This is a genomic window from Lachnospira sp. CLA-JM-H23 (genome assembly GCF_040096425.1).
GTDB lineage: Bacteria > Bacillota > Clostridia > Lachnospirales > Lachnospiraceae > Lachnospira > Lachnospira rogosae.
Genome location: NZ_JBBMET010000001.1, coordinates 170,771 through 190,646, shown reverse-complemented (window position 1 = coordinate 190,646; position 19,876 = coordinate 170,771). Strand labels below are relative to the sequence as shown.

Sequence of the window (19,876 nt, the reverse complement as noted above, 5' to 3'; positions counted from 1 at the left end):
CTGCCTCCATCTGTTTAATAACGCATTTTCTTTTCTATATATTCCATTATCCAGGCAACTATAAAGTTGAATATATAATAAAATGCTCCTGCAATAAATAATGGCATTATGCTTGCACTTGCCGCCGCAATCTGCTTAGCGAGCGTGAACATTTCTGTATACGCAAGTGCAAATGCTAAAGATGTATCTTTTACAAGAGTTATTACTTCATTAGTAACTGGTGGAAGCACAATTCTTGTCATCTGTGGAAGTATAATTCTTACAAATGTCTGTGCCCTTGTGTAACCAAGAACTGTTGCAGCTTCACTCTGTCCTGCTGGTATCGCCTGAATTCCCGATCTGAATATCTCTGCAAAATATGCCGCATAATTAAGTGCAAATCCTATAATTACCGCATAAAATCTATAACTGTAAGAAAGCGAAATTCCAAATACATAATATGGACCAAAGAACACAACTAAAAGCTGTAACATAAGGGGTGTTCCTCTCATTATTGATATGTATATCTTTGCAATCCATCTTATTACATTTACCTTTGACAATCTTACAAACATAAGTAAAAGTCCTAGTGGAAGTGAGAATACAAGTGTAAGTACAAATATTGCAAGTGATGCAAGCATACCTTCTGCAAGCTTGGATACAACGCTTCCAAGTTCAACAAAGAAATTACCTTTATCAACAGCTAAATCACTATCATTTACAACATTATCAGCACTTAAGCATATGCTTTCCTCAAGTCCCCATTCTTCAGCTATCGAAAGAAATGTTCCATCATCAAGCATATCAAGAAGTGTTGATTGTACTTTATCTCTTAATTCTGTATTGCCAAGTTTAAAGCCTATTCCATACTGTTCATTAGATACATGCTGTGACAACATTCTGAATCTGCCGCCTCTTGCATTAAGTTCATAATTGGCAACACCCATATCCATACATATCGCATCAACTGAACCAGCCTCAAGATTCATAAATGCACCATTATAATCACCAACCTGCTGTAATGAGGCAAAGCTTTTAGCAAGTGCAACATTTTCCGGTTCTGCATCTTCACCGGTAAATGCTGCAAGTGCAGATGAGTCTGACTGCACAACAACAACTTTTCCTGCTAAGTCTGATAATGAATTAATGCTTGAATCTGACTTTACTATTACAACCTGTGAATTATCAATATATGGAGTTGTCCATGTATAATCGGACTCCCTTCCGTCCATAGTAAATCCATTCCATATACAATCTATGCTTCCAGATGAAAGTTCCATATCTTTAGAATCCCAGTCGATTGGCTGTTTGACAAGTTCCCAGCCATTACGTCTGCATACTTCTTCTGCTAAAGATAAGTCAAATCCAACATATTCTCCACTCTCATCTTTGTAACCATAAGGTGGAAATTCCGCATCAAAACCCACTGTAAATGTTGTCTTGCCGTCTGACTGCTTCTTATCTGAACAGGCAGTAAATGTACCTGCTATAAAAGAGCATAATAAAAGTACAATAAGCATTTTCCTTAATAATCGCGTGTTGGTACAGTTCCTCATATTAATCTCCATTCTGTTCTTGCAATTCACTTCTCTAATACGTGAATATTTTATTACTTTAATACACTAAATCGTACCCTACTTATGCACTTATGTCAACTTAATATTTTACATATTCTAATACTGTTTCTGCAAATGTATCTATATCGAATGGTTTGGCTATATGTCCATTCATTCCGTGCTCCAATGCCTTCTTCCTGTCCTCATCAAATGCATTAGCTGTCATTGCTACAATTGGAATATCCTGCCATCTGTCTTTTTCTAACTGTCTTATTAAACGTGTAGCCTCAAAACCATCCATATCCGGCATACACACGTCCATAAGAATAATATCCACAATACCATTTCGATATTTTATATAATCTACAGCTTCACTTCCACTGGCACACTCAATTATATGAGCACCATTTTCCCGTAAAAGCTCGCAGGCAATTTCCCTGTTATACTGATTATCATCAACAACCATTACCTTTATATCTGACAGGCTCTGATTATTCTTTATTATATTATTATCTGTCCCGTTGTCAGTCACATTTTTATCGGCCTGTGTCCTGACAACATATTGAAGCGGTAACTTTACTGTAAATGTTGTACCTTCGCCTAACTTACTGTCAACATCTATTGTTCCATTCATAAGTTCAATTATCTGCTTGGATATAGACAGTCCAAGCCCTGTTCCCTCTACTGATATATCATTATCGTATGCTCCCCTTGTATACAAATCAAATAATGATGGCATATCTTTTTCATCTATTCCCCTGCCATTATCCTTCACTATAATAATATAATTATGTATATTATCCCCTATATTATTATTACAGTCTTCTTTCACAATAACATCTATATGTCCGCCAACCGGCGTATATTTGATTGCATTGTTAATAAGATTAATAAGCACCTGGCTTATTCTCGTCCAATCCATATACACATATTTATCAGTTATACCCTCTAGATCAATTGTCATCTTTTGTTTCTTTACTGCCGCCTGAATTTCTACAAGATTATAGAAATCTGTCATAAGCTCATAAATGTCGCTTTTTTCATTTTCTATATTAATCTTTCCCTGCTCTATCCTTGACACCTCAAGCACATCATTAATAATACCAATCAGATGATTTCCAGCTTCTTTAATCTTTTCAAGGCAATCCTTAACCTTATCCTGATCCCGATTATCCATATTATTCTGTGCAATTGAGGCATATCCAAGAATCACATTCATAGGTGTCCTGATTTCGTGCGACATATCAGAAAGGAACTTTCCCTTTGCCCTGCTAGCACTTTCAGCCTGTGCAAGTGCTTCTTCTATAAGAAGCTGCTGTTCAATCTCTTTCTTTATAACATCTTCAATGTCCCTTATCATAAGAATAACACTTACAGGCTCACCATTTTTTCGCTTCTCAACGACAACACTTACAAGACACCACCTGAATACTCCATTGGTTACCTGTCTTTTGTATCTGTACTCTGTCTTATCTTTATGTTTTAATTCACATTTAAGATTATCAACTGCAAGAAGCGTTGACACATCTTCCTCCGAATTATTACATATGATATTACCTGATATTCTGCGGTTGACCTCGTTAGTATAATCTATAAACTCATTATCCTCGATATACCACGGATATATTCTTTTGCAGGTATTATCTGAAAGATTGACATAGTACACCTCGTAATATGCCTGAAGCGTGCTTGATACAATATTTCCATACCATTGTGTTCCTTCTGCGGCAATACTGCTTTTATTATTCCCTCTACTCATAACTTTCTACCCCTCTGTTATCTACATAATGACATTATTCTCTCTTATATCTGAAACAAGTTGTCGCCTGAACGCCCTACACCCATTCTCATTCCAGTATTTTCTTTTCTCTATCTTTATAACCTCAAATGTAGTATTTAAGATATGCGACTTATAACTTGTGTTAGGTTCTCTGCCTGGATAAAATACAGTGATTGAATCCCTAAACTCGTCTTCGTCCAAATCATAATCTTTAGCAAATTGCTCAGAAAGTTCATCTGTTGTAATCCTCTTAATATGTGCATAATACCCCACAAGATATGCAAAATAGTCCACATCAAACTTTTCTATCCAATAATCATCTGATGCCACAAATACAACTACAGGGAACTGCCTATTATCATCTTTAATAAGATCCTTTAATGTATTGTATTCTTCTTCATTATCAATACCCCTTACATTCTGTCTTAACCTCTCCACATCACAGATTCCAATATTATCTGCTATCTCTCCATAGAAGTTAGGACGGCTGAACAATACATTTTCATTATCTCTGTACTTATCTGCTGGCTCAGCATATTCATTACTTACGTCAAATAAAAGCCTGTCACCATCTTTCTTAATAGTAGCAATCGATATCCACAGTCTGTTAGCGACCTTAGAATCAAGGTGCGTTGTAATCTCCTTGAAATATAAATTCTCATTATCATATTCAAGCGATACCTTATACCCCGGTCTTTCATTATCATATGTATCCACACTGCCCGGCATATCATCAAATACTTCATTAAATCTTGAATGTACCCACGAATATATGTAATTAACTGCCTTTTTAAATGCGTCCTCCATAGAAAGATTAGTAAGATCAATGCAGGAATGTGACTGGAATACCTTATAATTGCCAAGCGGTTTAAATGGCTCAAAGCGGCGTCTTTTACCGCCAGCCTCGAATTCCTGTTTATTCTTATGCTCCTGCTCTATCTTTCTAAATGCCTCGTTAAGCCTTTCATCATCAGGGCCTATCTGATTGACAATCTTTACTATATTATTAAGTGTAAGCTCTATTCCATTCTCTGAAGTATCAAGCCATAACTGTTCAATAGCCCCTTGTCTTGGTGCCTTATAAAATATCTTTGCAAGCTCTGTGTCTGAATCAAACAGCTCCTCTATGTATGGATGCAGTGGTTCATTCTCAAACTTTAACCTGTAGTGACACCTTAACATATCATTCCATTTCTTGTCTTTGTAATGCTGGTGTCCTAAATCTTCAAGCAGCCCTGCTATCGAATCATCACACAGTTCAAATGTAGCAAGAATACTGTTCATCTTTCTTGCCAGTGCTTCGTTACCTATTCCAAACGCCGAGCCTTTATATCTCATATCGTGCTCAATCTCGTGCCAGCCCTCAAATGAGTTCGTCCTTACCTGAACCTCAAATGTATCGTCAACATAATCTGACAGATATGGATTGACAATTGTCTTGCTAAGATATGCTGGAAGCTTGAATATTCCATTGACCTTCATAGCCTTGAATTCATATTCATTATTCTCCGTAGTCTCCCACATTCCTGGAGATATAAATAATGTATCTAAAAGCTTTCTGCATATATCTACATCATCAACAAAATATAGGATTATTCTTATTCCTACAAGATCCTGCATTTTCTTATCTTCATTCTCCGTACCCGGACGTCTGTAATCTTTAAATATAAGCTTATTCACCATAGAATCAACTGCCTTGACCCTGTATGCAATTCTGTAGTAAAATCCTGCTCTTTTTAGCTTTTCCTCTATAATGCTTAATAAATCATCTTTTACAACCTGTGGAACAACTATCTGTTCAACATTCTCCTTTGTAAATAACTCATTAACTTCATTCATAAGTAACCCCATCCAATTCTTCATATATCTTTCTTTTAAGCTGTTCTTTAATGCTATCCTTGGCAAATGCAGCTTCAGCTGAATTAATAAGCAAATTCTTTAATATTATACCATTTATAGGAAATGTTTGCACAAGTAATTTAAGTTCATTTTTAATACTTGTGCCTGAAACCATCATATTGTCCGTATTTATGGTAACTTTAACACCATTATTAATAAGTTTCATAATTGGATAATCAGCAATATTATCAACAACTTTCGTATTAAGGTTACTTGTAGGACACAATTCTAACGGAATATTCTTATCTGCCAGCTCCTTAATCATATCCTCTGACCAGGCTGCCCTTATTCCGTGTCCTATTCTTTCAGCTCCCATATATATTGCCGTCTTTATGCTTTCTTCTCCATCTGCTTCACCTGCGTGTATTGTAAACGGAATATTATATGCCAAAGCTTCTTTAAATATTCCAACAAACTGCTTTGTTGGATATAATTTTTCTGCACCGGCAAGGTCTAGTGCCACAACTCCACGTCCAAGATACTTATGTGCAAGCCTTATCGTTTCTTTATTAAGCTCCTCATTATCACTGCCTCTCATACAGCATAATATAAGCTTGTGATAATCCGAATTATCAAGACCTTTTATTGCAGCCTTCACAACTTCTTCCTGTGTCAGTCCCTTCTGCATATGAAGCTGTGGTGCAAATCTTATCTCGCTGTACATTATCCCCTGACTATCCTGCCCAGCTATTAACATTCTCACACATTCAGTAACAGCTTCTGCTTTCTGCAAAAGTGTCAGTGGAAATTCAAATTTTTCCAGATATTCATTCAAATCCCTGCAGTCTTTGGACACCTGTAATCTTTCTTTCAGGTCTTCTTCACTTTCATTAAGTTCAATACCATTGATAAGAGCCAGCCTCTTAGCCATTGGAATACTGACTGAACCATCAAGGTGAACGTGTAAATCTATAAGGCAGTGTAATTTATCTATATTAATATTCATAATAATCCTCTTTTCTGCGTACATTTTACGCATATCAACCTGGTGCCTTGTAAGGGCAGCTCTAGCTTTTTTCAAATCTCCCACTATGTACAGCTTTATTATAGCACATATTTATACAGCTTTGAAAGGCATAGATAATTCGCACTAACTATTCGCACTAACTATAAGTTTGATTATTTGCCAGGTTTATGTTATACTTATTACACTTATTAGTATTATATTTACATTAATTATTTATTAATTGCTTTATAATCTACAATTATTTATTAATTCACATAAATGTTAGTCAGGGGGAATAATTATGGTCATCCACGAATCAGCTGAAGATTATTTAGAAACAATACTTATGCTTAGCAAGAAACTGCCTGTTGTGCGTTCAATTGATATTGCCAACGAAATGGGCTATAAGAAGTCAAGCGTCAGCATTGCTATGAAGAATCTTCGTGAATCAGAACATATACGCGTAACTAAAGAAGGTTATATATACCTTACAGACTCTGGCAGGGAAATTGCCGAGATGATTTATGAAAGACATCAGATACTTTCTTCTTGGTTAATACAGCTTGGTGTCAATAAGCAGACTGCCGAGGAGGATGCGTGCCGTATCGAACACGATATAAGCAAAGAGTCTTTCAATGCCATTAAACAGGCTATATCTGAACAGCTTAGCAACAGACAGAAATAACTTACTAAAAAAGGGACTTAAAAAGTCCCTTTTAATATTGTTCATTTTTTAATTATAACATCATCCATTCACATTATAAATATTATAATCCCTATAACCAGCAGGAACTTCTTCATCAGTTATTATCTTAGCTGTATCAATCCTTGCAAATGTCACTGAACTTACATTATCGAATTTGGTGCTGTCTGCAAGAATTATTTTGTGATTGCAATGGCACATCGCCATTTTCTTAACTTCTGCCTCATTAATATCAGGCGTCGTAAATCCACATTTAATACTTATGCCATTTGTACCAAAAAATCCTTTGTTGAAATTATAATTTCTTAACATTTCAATAGCATTAGCACCTACTACTGCTTCTGTTGAACCCTTAAGCTCACCACCTATAAGTATAACCCTGAAACCTAACGCCGCAAGATTTCTTGCGTGTGTAACAGCATTAGTCACATATACCGCCCGCTTTTCTGTTATATAATCAATCATACAGCCTGTTGTAGTGCCTGCATCCATATATACAAAATCATCAGGTTCTATAAGTCCTGACGCATATTTTGCAATAAGCTTCTTGCCATTAATATTTATTTCACGCTTCTGCGTAACGCTTGGTTCACTGCCTGAAACTTCAAAACCTGCTGATACTGCACCTCCAAATACCTTGACAAGCTTGCCTTCTTCATCAAGCAAATTCAAATCTCTTCTAATTGTAGATTCAGAAATTCCAAGTTCTTCTTTAATCTCATTGACAGTTATACTTCCCTTGCGTTTCAACTCCTGAAGTATATATTCGTGTCTTTTCTCTGCAAGCATAACAATCACCTTTTCCAATATACCAATTATAATTCAGATACATCAGTGTCACGGATAATCTTTCTGATTGGAAGAATTCTCCCCGGCGAAACCGACAATTCATCAACACCCATTTCAAGAAACTTCTGTGTAAGGCTTGTATCAGCTCCAAGCTCTCCACATATTCCTGCCCATATCCCGGCTCTATGTGCATTATCGACAACCATTTTAATCATCTTTAGCACTGCTGGGTGATGTGCATCAAAAAATGTATCCAGCTTAGGATTCTGCCTGTCAACAGCCAATGTGTACTGCGTCAAATCATTAGTTCCAATACTAAAGAAATCAACCTTTTTTGCAAGCTCATCGCTAATCATTGCAGCCGCCGGTGTCTCTATCATTATTCCTGTCTTTGGGCTTCCTATCTTAATCTCCTGAGCCGCAAGCTCAGCCTTCACCTCATTTTCAATCTCTTTTATGCGGTCTATCTCCCACATATTAGCAATCATCGGATACATAATATGAATATTGCCATATGCACTCGCCCTGTATAAAGCTCTTAACTGTGTCTTAAATATATCCGTTCTTGTAAGGCATATTCTGATAGCTCTCACACCTAATGCCGGATTGTCCTCTTTATCAAGATTAAAATAGTCACACTGCTTGTCTGCACCTATATCAAGTGTTCTTATTATAGCCGGCTTTCCAGCCATATTTTCCGCAACAGTCTTATATATATTAAACTGTTCCTCTTCTGTCGGAAAATCAGTTCTCTCAAGATAGATGAATTCACTCCTGAACAATCCTATTCCTGCCGCATCATTAGCAAGAACTAACGCTATATCCTTAACATTACCAATATTAGCATACAACTTTATCTTTGTTCCATCAAGCGTTACATCTTCTTTTCCCTTAAGTCTGTTTAAAAGTTCCTTCTGTTCTATATACTTCGCCTGTTCTTTCTTGTAGCGGTCAAGTGTCTCGCTATCAGGATTGATATACACAACTCCATTAAAGCCGTCAACAATGCCTGTTAAGCCGTCTATATCTTCATCAAGAACACCTTTTGTTCCTATAAGGGCTGGTATCCCCATTGTCCTTGCAAGTATAGCTGTATGTGAATTAACCGAACCCTTAACACTTACAAATGATAATATCTTTTCTTTATCCATCTGTACAGTTTCCGATGGTGCCAAATCTTCTGCAATGATTATTGACGGCTCATCAGATTCTATTGTACTGCTTTTACCACCACTAAGAATAGTTATAAGTCTTTCAGAAATATCTCTTACATCTAAAGCCCTGCCTCTCATATATTCATCGTCCATAGCCGCAAACATTGATGAAAAGTTATCCGAGGTCTGTGCAACTGCATATTCAGCATTAACATTCTGATTATCAATTATATTAAGAACCGACTCTTTATAATCGTCATCTTCAAGCATTATCTGGTGCATTTCAAATATTGCCGCATTGGCTTCACCGACTTCCTTTAAAGCCTTATCATAAAGCATACCTAACTGTTCAACTGCTTTATCAACGGCATTAATATATCTTTGCTTCTCGCTCTCACAATCATCAATATGCATCCGCTTAACCTGCTGTTGTTCTTTACTGTACACTTTAATTCTGCCTATGGCTATCCCGCCAAACACGCTTTTTCCTTTATATTCATACATAACAGCCCCTCCTTTCTTTAATTTCAGCCCTTTAATTAGGTATTTTAATTTATATACTTTAACCCTGGCACTTTAATTTACATATTAGCTTTCATAAATTCTTCAATCTTTGCAGCTGCCTGTTCTTCGTCTGTACCTTCTACATTTACTGTTACTTCCTGTCCACATTTTACTGCTAATGACATTATTGTAAATACCTTCTTGCAGTCAGCAGTCTTTCCGTCTTTCTTAATTAATATACTACTCTCAAACTGCTTAGCTGCTTTTACAAGTTCACCTGCTGGTCTCATATGGATTCCTTCTTTGTCTGTAATTGTATAATTAAATTCTTTCATAATAAACCTCTTTTCTGCGTATCTTTTATTTTAAACGTTTCGTTTTGGTATATTTTGTGTTTTTTATATTTATATATTGTGTTTTTAACAGGACCATACCAGATACGCCAGGCTACAGTCATATACTTTATTTTAAAATTATATTTTATTAACAAATCTATTCATTAACCTTCTTCTTTAATACTCCAAGAAGGAAACAAGAAACGATTGTTCCAACAACTAATGCTAAAAGATAATATAATGGGTTGCCGACAACCGGGAACACGAATATTCCACCGTGTGGAGCCATTAACGTGCACTTAAATAACATACTTATTGCTCCTGCTATTCCAGAACCAATAAGGCATGCTGGTATAACGTGAAGCGGATCTGCCGCCGCATATGGAATGGCACCTTCTGTTATAAATGCAAGTCCCATAATAAAGTTGGTTGGTCCTGCCTCTCTTTCTTCCTTAGTGAACTTATTCTTAAATAACATTGTAGCAAGTGCAATAGCACAAGGTGGAACCATACCACCAATCATAACTGCTGCCATAATATCGTAATTACCATATGCAATTGAAGCTGTTCCAAATACATATGCTGCTTTATTAAATGGACCACCCATATCAATTGCCATCATTGCTGCAAGCACAAATCCAAGAATTATACGGCTTGAACTTCCCATTCCAACAAGGAATGAATTAAGCCCTGTATTAATCGCCCCCATAACAGGCTCTATTACATAGTTCATTCCAAGTCCTATAACAAGAATTCCCACAACCGGATATATAAGCACAGGTGCAATCTTTTCAAGTGCTTCTGGAAGCTTGTCACACAATTTTCTTAAACCTAAAATAATGTATCCAGCCGCAAAGCCTGCAACTAAAGCACCTAAAAATCCAGACTTTCCATTAGCTGCAATATATCCTCCGACAAAACCCAGTGCCAGTGCCGGTCTGTCACCTATTGCCATTGCAATATATCCTGCAAGCACAGGAAGCATAAATCCAAATGCTGCTCCACCTATATTCTTAAACAAAGCTGCAACTGGTGTTATAGTACCAAAATTAGCTCTTTCAGCTTCAGAAAGACTGTTCATATCAACATTAATTCCATCAATAAGAAATGCTATGGCAATCAGAATACCACCGCCAACTACAAATGGAAGCATATGCGAAACACCATTCATAAGCTGTGTATATATCTGATGTCCAACTCCGCCTGATTTATTCTTCTTAACCGCAGCTGCCTGACTATCATCAGAAGATCTGCCCATCCCATGTACCTGATATTCGGGAACATCACCGCTAAGTGCCTGACTTATTAATTCATCAGCTTTATTAATTCCGTCTGATACCTGACATTCTATAACCTTATGTCCTTCAAACCTTGCCATTGGCACTTTGGCATCTGCCGCAACTATTATACATTCCGCTTTTTCTATATCTTCATCTGTAAGCACATTTTTAGCACCTGCTGAACCTCTTGTCTCTATCTTAATTGTACAGCCTGCCTTTTTAGCTGCTTTTTCCAGACCCTCAGCTGCCATATACGTATGTGCAATACCTGTAGGACACGAAGTTACAGCAGCTATATACCTGCCAGCCTGCTCTGTATTACTACTGCTGGCATTATCTGAACCTGTATCCTGCAATCTTTCATCAATGCTCTTGCTTTCACTGTCTGCATTATCTATAACTTCAAGAAATTCCCCAATATTCTTAGCTGCTTTTAACTTTCTGATAAATTCTTCATCCATAAGAAGCACTGAAAGCTTGCTTAATACATCCAGATGAACATTATCCTCACTATCCGGAGCTGCTATAAGAAACAATACATTAACAGGTTCACCATCTAATGAATCATAATCAACTCCATCCCTTATAATCATAGCTGCAAGTCCCGGTCTGCTTACCGCACTGCATTTGCCGTGTGGTATGGCAATTCCCTCTCCAACACCAGTTGTGCTTTCTTCTTCTCTTGCAATAACCTGCTTCGTATATGCTTCAATATCTGTAATATTACCGCTGGCCGCCATAAGCTTCACAGCCTGCTCTATTGCCTCTTTTTTATTCAAAGGCTTTGCATTAAGGTCAATACTTGAAGCATTTAATAAATCCGTAATCCTCATATACATACCTCCATATTTATAATAAGTTTAAATACCCTTTAATAATCTTTTGAATAATATTATCTGGCTGCAATTATCCTATAATTAACCTGTTATAATCATCTGGTTATAACAACTTTATCAATAAGCATATTTACCTCTCCAACTGTTGCCAGCCTTTCCGAAAATGCACTGGCACTTCCTGTTGCAACCCCTTTCCTGAACGCATACTCATAATCTTTCTTTTCAATCCAGCCTGAAAGGAAGCCCGCTACAAGCGAATCTCCTGCCCCCACTGAATTCTTAAGTATCCCATCCGGAGCCTTTGCTTTATACACATTGCCATCATCTGCTACAAGTATTGCACCTTTTCCACCCATTGATACGCATACATTAACAGCACCCATTTTCTTTAATTTCAAAGCATACGGAATAACTTCTTCCTGTGTATTAAGTGTCACATTAAATATATCTCCAAGCTCGTGCTGGTTAGGCTTTATAAAAAATGGATTATATTCCAATACATTAGTCAACAGCCTGCTTGTTGCATCAACCACAATCTGAACACCTTTGTCCTTTAACATATCCATAATGTCTTTATATATATTATCTGATATGCCTGCCGGTATGCTACCCGCAAGAACAAGAACATCACCGCTTTCAAGTCTTCTTAATCTGTTCATAAGCTGTTCAATATGAGAACTATCTATATGTGGTCCTTGTCCATTAATCTCCGTTCCATCAATCGACTTTAACTTAATATTAATTCTTGAAATTCCGTCATTAATTTTGATAAATTCTGAATTAATGCCACCATTATGCAGTCTTCTTACAATCTCATCTCCAGTAAATCCAGCAATAAAACCTAACGCTGTACTCTTTATTCCAAGATTGCCAAGAACTATAGATACATTAATTCCTTTACCTCCGGCAAGCATTAACTCACTGCTCGTCCTGTTAGTCATACCTGGTCTGAAATCTTTAACAGATACAATATAATCAAGTGATGGATTAAATGTTACGGTATATATCACTTTATATCCCTCCCTTCTGGTCACGTTCCTTTTGTTATCATTATAATAACTCCATATTCATTCATAATCAATTATTATCATTCACAAACATTCATATTCTATTTTGTGCAGATTGTACATATATAAGATTTATTATTAGGATTTTATGTAGAATTATACCATTTAATTGAATTAATATTAACACTTATGATTGTTTTAATTTCTAAATCTTATTCAGATACTTGATTCCGACAAATATACATTTTATAATGATGATGTAAGAAATCTACTTAATATTACACAGAACATTTACAAAGAAAATATAGAAGCTATTTATTCTCAGTATCAGTCTGATGATGTTGACCCGGAGATCATCGATCTTATATTTAATAAAGCAGAAGAAACTCTGAAGCTTAAATATTAATATTTTCATCAAACAACCCCCAAGTAAATTATGAATAAACATTTTCATAATCTGCTTGGGGGTTATTATGTCTTATATATAATATATAACTCGGTTTCACTATATGATATGCATTATAATTAATTACAAAAATAATATATAATACTACCTGCAATCACACCGGCACCGACCAATACCACTTGCCATCACATATAATCTACATTGTATAATCCACATCACATATGATTTATCATACTCGCCAGATATCCCGCACCAAAGCCATTGTCAATATTAACAACGCTTACACCGCTTGCACAGGAATTAAGCATTGAAAGCAGTGCTGACAAACCGCCAAAATTAGCTCCATAACCAACACTTGTTGGAACAGCTATAACAGGGCAGTCAGCCATACCTCCTATGACACTTGCAAGTGCGCCTTCCATACCAGCAATTGCAATTATAACTCTTGCATTCATTATAGCATCAATATGGTTCATAAGCCTGTGCATTCCTGCAACGCCAACATCATACAGCCTTACAACTTCATTGCCATATACTTCTGCTGTCCTGGCTGCTTCCTCGGCAACTGGTATATCACTTGTTCCGCCTGTTGCTACAACAATCCTGCCCTTGCCATTCTTTTCTGGCATATCGCCAATTATTCCAATCTGCGATAATTCATCATAATTCAGGTTATATTGCTGTGCCACATAATCAGCGGCTTCCCTGCTCATTCTGGTTATAAGGATTGTCTTTTCTTTTTCTTCAAGCATTGCACCAACTATACCGGCAATCTGCTCTTTAGTCTTGCTTTTGCCATATATAACTTCCGACATTCCCTGTCTTAATTCCCTGTTGGTATCAACCTTGGCAAAGCCTAAATCCTTAAATGATTCTAATTTAATACTATCTGCCGCCTCTTTCGGAGAAATAGCACCAGAGGCAACATTTTCCAATAAATTGTTAAGTTCCTCTTTGTTCACGGCATTTTCCTCATTTTTCAAGATATCCCTTGTAATCACCTGTATGAAGTATATCATCAGCTCTCTGTATTTCTTCCTTAGTTGGAGGCATAATATCTTCAAGCTCATATTTCACACCAAGATCGTGCCACTTAAATACACCAAGTGTATGATATGGAAGAATTTCAAATCTCTTAACTGTCTTTAATGACTTAACGAAATCTGAAAGTGCCTGTAAATCTTCCTTATCATCTGTAACCTTTGGCACAAGTACGTGACGTATCCACATATCCTTGTTATTATCCGAAAGATATTTTGCCATATCTAATATATTCTTATTAGTCCAGCCTGTAAGTTTCTTATGCTTTTCATCGTCAATATGCTTAATATCGAGCATAAAAAGATCTGTAACTGCCATAAGCTCATTGAACTTGCTTATAAATGGTTCTTCAAATGTAAATGGATTGCCTGATGTATCAAGAGTTGTATGAACTCCTTCTTTCTTGGCTATCTTAAAAAGCTCTGTAACAAATTCAATCTGAAGAAGTGCTTCTCCACCACTCACAGTTATGCCTCCATTATCTTTCCAGTAGTTATGGTATCTGTAAGCCTTATCAAATACTTCCTGTGGTGTCTGGAGTTCGCCATCCTCTAACTTCCAGGTCTCTGGATTATGGCAATATTTACATCTCATATGACACCCCTGAAGAAATACTATATATCTTACACCAGGTCCGTCAACTGAACCAAAACTTTCTACTGAATGAATTCTTCCTTTTATATCTGACATAATAATCCTCATTTCTGCGCATATCCTCTGTCCATAATCATTCATACCCTATGCGCGCCGGTATGAAGCTTCCGTGGAATATTATACAACAATAGTGTATACAAGATATTATCATAATAAACCATTTTATTCTACATTAATATGATATAAGTGTCAAAAACAAAAAGAATTCACCATCTTTGTTAAAATTATCCTCTTTTCCATAAATCTAATGAATCACATAATATTATCCGGTGTTCAGTAAACCAATTAATTATTTTACCTCATTATTCTGCCATTTAATTATATTATTCAATTCTTGACTTCTTTAATATCCTCTTTATTAATTCAACATTAATTTTTATGTATACACATTATTAATATCAGGTAACTCCTCTATCAGCTCTGCTAATTACTGTATCTTGCACATTGTTTTGTGCTGAACTACTTTTTGTTAACAAATTATCAATTAACAGTATTTTGTGATATAATTTTGATATTTTTTTAACATTGCTGTTATTTTAAATAGTTTTTAGTATTTTTCTTCTTTTTGATAATAATTTTCGCATAATTATATTGTTTGTTTAGTCTGACTATGTTATTATAAATCCACGACTGGAATTTATCGAAAGTACATTGTGTGCTTTAACTTATTCCTGATTATCGTAAATATCACAGACAGGGAGATTAGATTTATGGGATTTTTAACAGGTAAAACCGCCATTATAACAGGGGCTGGCCGTGCCGTATTAAGTGACGGAAGATGTGGTTCTATCGGATATGGAATTGCTACAGCTTATGCTAAGGAGGGTGCTAATATTGTCATTACAGGACGTAATGAAAGCAAGCTTGCCGCCGCTAAAGAAGAATTAGAAAAGCTTTACAATATCAAGGTTCTTACAATTCAGGCAGATGTTAATGCCTCTGCTGATAATGAAGCTGTTGTAGCTAATGTCGTTAAGCAGACAATTGATACATTTGGACATATTGATGTGCTTATCAATAACGCACAGGCCTCTGCTTCCGGCGTTCCACTTGCTGAACATACTACAGAGCAGTTCAATCTTGCTATGTATTCAGGTCTTTATGCCGCATTTTATTATATGAAAGCCTGCTATCCTTATCTTAAGGAAAGTAAGGGCTCTGTAATTAACTTTGCTTCTGGTGCTGGGCTTTTTGGTAACTTTGGACAGTGTGCCTATGCCGCCGCTAAAGAAGGTATAAGAGGTCTTACAAGAGTTGCTGCAACTGAATGGGCTAAAGATGGAATTAATGTTAATATTATATGCCCTCTTGCGTGGACATCACAGCTTGAGCAGTTCAAGAACGCTTATCCAGAGGCATTTGATAAAAATGTTCATACTCCACCAGCAGGCCATTTCGGTGATGCTGAGCTTGAAATCGGACGTGTATGCGTACAGCTTGCATCTCCAGACTTTAAGTATATGACAGGTGAAACTCTCACACTTGAGGGTGGACTTGGACAGCGTCCATAACCAACAATAACTAATAAAGGGTATCAATTACCAAACTCAAAAAAGGGTACTGAAAACATAATTCCAGTACCCTTTCTTTTTATTATAACGTTATCAGCTATCTATAAACTTCATTATACAACCACCATACACTTTTATACAGTTTACATATATTTTATCTTTCTGATATATTTCAATAAGTCTTATATATCATATATATTAATTTCTATGATGTAATTCCTGTACAGTCCTGCTGATTTCTTCCCTTAAATGCTCTTTTTCTTTTGGAAGATTATTAAGCTTCTCAAGTAAATCCGCAGTATTATGTTCTGATCCGACATTTCTTAATGCCTCACAAGCCGCATATACAACATCATCATCTTTATCATCAACAAGTCTTAACAATAAATCAACACTGCTGTTATTATCGTTAGTTCCTAAGGCTTTAGCCAGGTCAAGCTTCTCTTCCTTAGTTCCATACACATAATCTGCAACTGCATAGAAATCATTCTTCTTTACAAGATGTTCGATTTTTTTGTTAATATCCTTCTTAAATAACATATCAGATTCCTCCCTTATAAATATAAATAGTGAAATCTAATCTATCGCGATATTTATTAATTAGGTTTTCATTAACACAGATTATACATCTTTTATCATTAAATGTAAAATGTTATTTTGATATGCTCATTATATTCTGCGCGTTTTTCAGCACATATGAAGTTTCGTAGAAACTTCTAAGTGACTACCAAGTAGTCATATTGTGCCTGCACCAGACAACTGCTCATAAAGCTTTAATGCCGCTCCATCTTCCTTATAATTAACAAATACTATCTTGTTATCTCCCTTTATCATAACCACAGGTCCATAGCCATTCCATATAAAAAGCATACATTTTCCATATGTATTGCCTTTATAATTACCTATATTATACTCTTCTGTTGCCCCGCCATTAGTTCTTGTAAAGCTGTCTTTAGGCATTTTATCCATAAGCTGTACTTCCTCAATATCATCAATATTGATTGAGAACTCATATCCCACAGCTTTTACCGTGAAGTAATTATCTTTAATTTCTGTATCTATATGGACATTAATATATGGTATCATAATAGCCACAAACCATATAATAAATCCAGCAACGACAGCCTCAAGTGACCACATAATTGCTTTTCCAGCTTTATTACCAAGATTGAAGGAATAATTCATATCACTCAGTCTGTTCTTGACTAATACTTTAGGATCAGCAGGGTTATTATAGAATCCAGTTTTCCAATACTCATCATCATCTACATATAACGGCTCGTCATCTCTGTTAAGTATCTCCTCTTTCTTCTTTCCAATAACAATAATCATCCATAAAATAGCAAGTGTATACATAAATTGAATTCCCATATACACATAATAGTTGGCATCTGTTATTCTGCTATGTCCTATATATTCAATAAATATATATAGCCACGAGAAAGCATTGATTATGTTAGTTATTAACACTCCTTTAAATATATATTTTTTAACCATCTTATTGACTGCCTGATTAACAGCCGTATCTTTACTGTATACATTTCTTTCTCTTTTATTAAATGCCACATTAAATACAAATGATATCAGCGATACCAGCAACGTATTAAGTAATAATATAAGTGCCTGATTAAAATCCTTTGTTCTGCCACTTACTACCCACAGAATAATACCTGTAACAATCTCAGCACCTATTGGTATTAAATGATAATACAACTTAACTTCTCCTCTGACCGCTGACAGGGAAGTATCTGCATATATCCTTTTCTGGCTCTCTATAACCCATTTATTCTTAACCTTTATATCATACATTTTTCTATGTGGTATAATCATCAATAATTCTATACCTACAGCATAACCAATAAGCCACACACACCAGATAAGCACAAATATTATCATATTAAGAAAATTCACAAAACATATTGCTATACCCAAAAAAGCATTAACATTCTGGAATATTTTATAATTATGCTTTGTCTTTTCAATAAGACCTGCAACCTCTTCATCACCAATATTCTCCTGTGGTATATGAACACCAAGAATCATTCCCTGCTTATATTCATAATTGCCTATAAATCCAAATCTCACAATTAAAATTGTAAATATATTGCTTACCAATGCTATCACAAACAATGCTATTCCCATAATATTATCCTCCCCGTCCAGTCACCAAAATGCTTTTACTTTTGTATTTATGTTGTCTTTGGTTCACTGTCACCTGACACTTTGATTTTTGAATATATTTCATTACACATACTTAGAAAATCTCTCTTATCCATTCCATTAATAGCTGCTTCTGCTAATAATAATTCAAGTTCATTTTCAAGCTTTTCCCTGAATACAATATCCATATCAATATTATCTGATACTATTGCTCCGTGCCTGCGGTCTATTTTAATATATCCTTCTGTCTTTAATATCTGGTACGCTTTATTCACTGTCATTGTATTAACTCCAATATCCTGTGCAAGCTGTCTTACCGTTGGCAGGCTCTCGCCAAGCTTTAATTCACCACGTCCAATTCCCATTACAATCTGATTACGAAGCTGGACATATATAGGTGTACTGCTATTCATATCTAATTCAATAATCATTGTATTAACTCCTTTCCTGACACAATATTCACAACATAGAATTGACCTAACCGATATCTTATGAACCTTACATTAAACAAATATAACCTTTTCACAATCTTATTAATAAGGCAAATAAAAAAGTAGTATTATTTGTATTAGTTATTGTAATACAAATAATACTACTTTGCAATATAATTTGAAAATAATATAATTGAATACTATTATCAGATACTATTACCTGTTAATTATTCCCCTCCGTGCTTTGCTCCTCTATAGCTTCATTAAGATTATTCTCTATCTTTTCAAGCGTTGCACACATACTGTTAAGCTCTTCTTCGCCTATACCTTTGCGGAACACTTCCTCAGCCATATCAAATATATCAGATACCCTGTCAGCTTTTTCCTTTCCTTCTTCTGTTAAAGATATAATCCACGAACGCCTACACTCTGGATTATTCTGTCTTTTAATAAGTCCCATACTCTCTAATCTGTCAAGCGTTCTTGACATCGTAGTCACCTCTATAAGGCAGGCATCTGACAATTCTTTCTGGCTCATTCCATCACATTTTCTTAACTCATATAATATGCGTGGCTGCCCCTGTCCAACTGTCAGTCCAAGTTCTATAAAATATGGTCTTAATAATCTTCGTCTTAGCATTTCCACGTCAAACAGGTAATGTCTTACATTCTGCTTACTTTTCATAATGACCCTCTTTTCTTAATTATTGTCCTCTCCATATAATCAAGTATTTTTTCATTCAAAAATCTCATTATCGACTGGCATTCCACATCCGCCGCAGAACTTAGTCCCATTCTCCAGTTTCATTCCGCAATTTTTACAGTACATTACATTCTCCATTTCTTTTGTTTTTTTATTTTATATTAGTTGTCATTTTATGTATATATACATTTTCACAATTATA

Annotated in this window: 17 protein-coding genes and 2 pseudogenes; 2 read left to right on the top strand and 17 right to left on the bottom strand. The window is 35.6% G+C overall.

Annotated elements, in window-relative coordinates; all coding sequences use genetic code 11:
* Nucleotides 1-14 precede the first annotated feature (14 nt).
* The 5 genes and pseudogenes from WMO42_RS00850 to add all read right to left on the bottom strand — a co-directional run.
* Nucleotides 15-659: pseudogene (locus tag WMO42_RS00850) on the bottom strand (amino acid ABC transporter permease); the annotation flags it as partial.
* Nucleotides 660-749: 90 nt separating this feature from the next.
* Nucleotides 750-1,499, bottom strand: a pseudogene (locus WMO42_RS00845) (amino acid ABC transporter substrate-binding protein); the annotation flags it as partial.
* A 136-nt stretch (nucleotides 1,500-1,635) separates the two neighbouring features.
* Nucleotides 1,636-3,294: an ATP-binding protein gene (locus WMO42_RS00840; RefSeq protein WP_349191323.1), complete on the bottom strand. Its 1,659-nt coding sequence runs from the start codon at nucleotides 3,292-3,294 to the stop codon at nucleotides 1,636-1,638.
* A gap of 21 nt (nucleotides 3,295-3,315) precedes the next feature.
* Nucleotides 3,316-5,178, bottom strand: a complete 1,863-nt coding sequence (locus WMO42_RS00835; RefSeq protein WP_349191321.1) for a hypothetical protein — start codon at nucleotides 5,176-5,178, stop codon at nucleotides 3,316-3,318.
* On the bottom strand, nucleotides 5,147-6,235 hold the full coding sequence (add, locus tag WMO42_RS00830) for an adenosine deaminase (RefSeq protein ID WP_349191319.1): 1,089 nt from the start codon (nucleotides 6,233-6,235) through the stop codon (nucleotides 5,147-5,149). Before add ends, WMO42_RS00835 begins: the two co-directional genes overlap by 32 nt.
* A 226-nt stretch (nucleotides 6,236-6,461) precedes the next feature.
* Between add and WMO42_RS00825 the strand changes: the two genes are divergently transcribed.
* Nucleotides 6,462-6,845 carry a metal-dependent transcriptional regulator gene (locus tag WMO42_RS00825; RefSeq protein ID WP_022502913.1) on the top strand — a complete coding sequence of 128 codons (384 nt, stop codon included), beginning with the start codon at nucleotides 6,462-6,464 and terminating at the stop codon, nucleotides 6,843-6,845.
* A gap of 60 nt (nucleotides 6,846-6,905) precedes the next feature.
* Here WMO42_RS00825 and WMO42_RS00820 read toward each other — a convergent pair whose 3' ends face one another.
* From WMO42_RS00820 to pflA, 7 genes are all read right to left on the bottom strand, one after another.
* Entirely contained in the window at nucleotides 6,906-7,652 is a 747-nt protein-coding gene (locus tag WMO42_RS00820) for a DeoR/GlpR family DNA-binding transcription regulator (RefSeq protein WP_349191318.1), read from the bottom strand.
* Between the two features lie 26 nt (nucleotides 7,653-7,678).
* A complete protein-coding gene (ptsP, locus tag WMO42_RS00815) occupies nucleotides 7,679-9,310 on the bottom strand; it encodes a phosphoenolpyruvate--protein phosphotransferase (RefSeq protein WP_022502915.1) in 1,632 nt (543 codons plus the stop codon).
* A 77-nt stretch (nucleotides 9,311-9,387) separates the two neighbouring features.
* Nucleotides 9,388-9,645 (bottom strand): HPr family phosphocarrier protein, encoded by a 258-nt coding sequence (locus tag WMO42_RS00810; protein WP_022502916.1) that lies wholly within the window; start codon nucleotides 9,643-9,645, stop codon nucleotides 9,388-9,390.
* A 157-nt stretch (nucleotides 9,646-9,802) separates the two neighbouring features.
* Entirely contained in the window at nucleotides 9,803-11,758 is a 1,956-nt protein-coding gene (locus tag WMO42_RS00805) for a fructose-specific PTS transporter subunit EIIC (protein WP_349191315.1), read from the bottom strand.
* A 98-nt stretch (nucleotides 11,759-11,856) separates the two neighbouring features.
* Nucleotides 11,857-12,771 carry a 1-phosphofructokinase gene (gene pfkB / locus WMO42_RS00800; protein ID WP_349191313.1) on the bottom strand — a complete coding sequence of 305 codons (915 nt, stop codon included), beginning with the start codon at nucleotides 12,769-12,771 and terminating at the stop codon, nucleotides 11,857-11,859.
* 618 nt (nucleotides 12,772-13,389) lie between these two features.
* Complete coding sequence (gene larB, locus WMO42_RS00795) at nucleotides 13,390-14,136, bottom strand: nickel pincer cofactor biosynthesis protein LarB (RefSeq protein ID WP_055175578.1); 747 nt, start codon at nucleotides 14,134-14,136, stop codon at nucleotides 13,390-13,392.
* A gap of 10 nt (nucleotides 14,137-14,146) precedes the next feature.
* A complete protein-coding gene (gene pflA / locus WMO42_RS00790; RefSeq protein ID WP_022502920.1) occupies nucleotides 14,147-14,905 on the bottom strand; it encodes a pyruvate formate-lyase-activating protein in 759 nt (252 codons plus the stop codon).
* 674 nt (nucleotides 14,906-15,579) lie between these two features.
* Here pflA and WMO42_RS00785 point away from each other — a divergent pair.
* On the top strand, nucleotides 15,580-16,380 hold the full coding sequence (locus tag WMO42_RS00785; protein WP_022502921.1) for an SDR family oxidoreductase: 801 nt from the start codon (nucleotides 15,580-15,582) through the stop codon (nucleotides 16,378-16,380).
* Between the two features lie 198 nt (nucleotides 16,381-16,578).
* On the opposite strand, the gene WMO42_RS00780 is transcribed toward WMO42_RS00785, so the two are convergent.
* The 5 genes from WMO42_RS00780 to WMO42_RS00760 all read right to left on the bottom strand — a co-directional run bounded on the left by WMO42_RS00780 (nucleotide 16,579) and on the right by WMO42_RS00760 (nucleotide 19,800).
* Nucleotides 16,579-16,920, bottom strand: coding sequence for a HEAT repeat domain-containing protein (locus WMO42_RS00780; RefSeq protein ID WP_022502922.1), 342 nt, complete (start codon nucleotides 16,918-16,920; stop codon nucleotides 16,579-16,581).
* Between the two features lie 195 nt (nucleotides 16,921-17,115).
* Entirely contained in the window at nucleotides 17,116-18,522 is a 1,407-nt protein-coding gene (locus tag WMO42_RS00775; protein ID WP_349191310.1) for a hypothetical protein, read from the bottom strand.
* A 47-nt stretch (nucleotides 18,523-18,569) separates the two neighbouring features.
* Nucleotides 18,570-18,971, bottom strand: a complete 402-nt coding sequence (locus WMO42_RS00770; RefSeq protein ID WP_055175593.1) for a GntR family transcriptional regulator — start codon at nucleotides 18,969-18,971, stop codon at nucleotides 18,570-18,572.
* A gap of 223 nt (nucleotides 18,972-19,194) precedes the next feature.
* Nucleotides 19,195-19,656 carry a MarR family winged helix-turn-helix transcriptional regulator gene (locus WMO42_RS00765; RefSeq protein WP_022502925.1) on the bottom strand — a complete coding sequence of 154 codons (462 nt, stop codon included), beginning with the start codon at nucleotides 19,654-19,656 and terminating at the stop codon, nucleotides 19,195-19,197.
* A gap of 51 nt (nucleotides 19,657-19,707) precedes the next feature.
* Nucleotides 19,708-19,800, bottom strand: a complete 93-nt coding sequence (locus tag WMO42_RS00760) for a zinc-ribbon domain-containing protein (protein WP_022502926.1) — start codon at nucleotides 19,798-19,800, stop codon at nucleotides 19,708-19,710.
* Nucleotides 19,801-19,876 lie beyond the last annotated feature (76 nt).

What these genes read in the sequence shown, in the direction of transcription:
- WMO42_RS00840 (WP_349191323.1), bottom strand. Translation starts at nt 3,294, where the DNA reads ATGAGTAGAGGGAATAATAAAAGCAGTATTGCCGCAGAAGGAACACAA.
- WMO42_RS00835 (WP_349191321.1), bottom strand. Translation starts at nt 5,178, where the DNA reads ATGAAGAATTGGATGGGGTTACTTATGAATGAAGTTAATGAGTTATTT.
- WMO42_RS00825 (WP_022502913.1), top strand. Translation starts at nt 6,462, where the DNA reads ATGGTCATCCACGAATCAGCTGAAGATTATTTAGAAACAATACTTATG.
- WMO42_RS00820 (WP_349191318.1), bottom strand. Translation starts at nt 7,652, where the DNA reads ATGCTTGCAGAGAAAAGACACGAATATATACTTCAGGAGTTGAAACGC.
- ptsP (WP_022502915.1), bottom strand. Translation starts at nt 9,310, where the DNA reads ATGTATGAATATAAAGGAAAAAGCGTGTTTGGCGGGATAGCCATAGGC.
- WMO42_RS00810 (WP_022502916.1), bottom strand. Translation starts at nt 9,645, where the DNA reads ATGAAAGAATTTAATTATACAATTACAGACAAAGAAGGAATCCATATG.
- WMO42_RS00805 (WP_349191315.1), bottom strand. Translation starts at nt 11,758, where the DNA reads ATGAGGATTACGGATTTATTAAATGCTTCAAGTATTGACCTTAATGCA.
- pflA (WP_022502920.1), bottom strand. Translation starts at nt 14,905, where the DNA reads ATGTCAGATATAAAAGGAAGAATTCATTCAGTAGAAAGTTTTGGTTCA.
- WMO42_RS00785 (WP_022502921.1), top strand. Translation starts at nt 15,580, where the DNA reads ATGGGATTTTTAACAGGTAAAACCGCCATTATAACAGGGGCTGGCCGT.
- WMO42_RS00780 (WP_022502922.1), bottom strand. Translation starts at nt 16,920, where the DNA reads ATGTTATTTAAGAAGGATATTAACAAAAAAATCGAACATCTTGTAAAG.
- WMO42_RS00775 (WP_349191310.1), bottom strand. Translation starts at nt 18,522, where the DNA reads ATGGGAATAGCATTGTTTGTGATAGCATTGGTAAGCAATATATTTACA.
- WMO42_RS00770 (WP_055175593.1), bottom strand. Translation starts at nt 18,971, where the DNA reads ATGATTATTGAATTAGATATGAATAGCAGTACACCTATATATGTCCAG.
- WMO42_RS00765 (WP_022502925.1), bottom strand. Translation starts at nt 19,656, where the DNA reads ATGAAAAGTAAGCAGAATGTAAGACATTACCTGTTTGACGTGGAAATG.
- WMO42_RS00760 (WP_022502926.1), bottom strand. Translation starts at nt 19,800, where the DNA reads ATGTACTGTAAAAATTGCGGAATGAAACTGGAGAATGGGACTAAGTTC.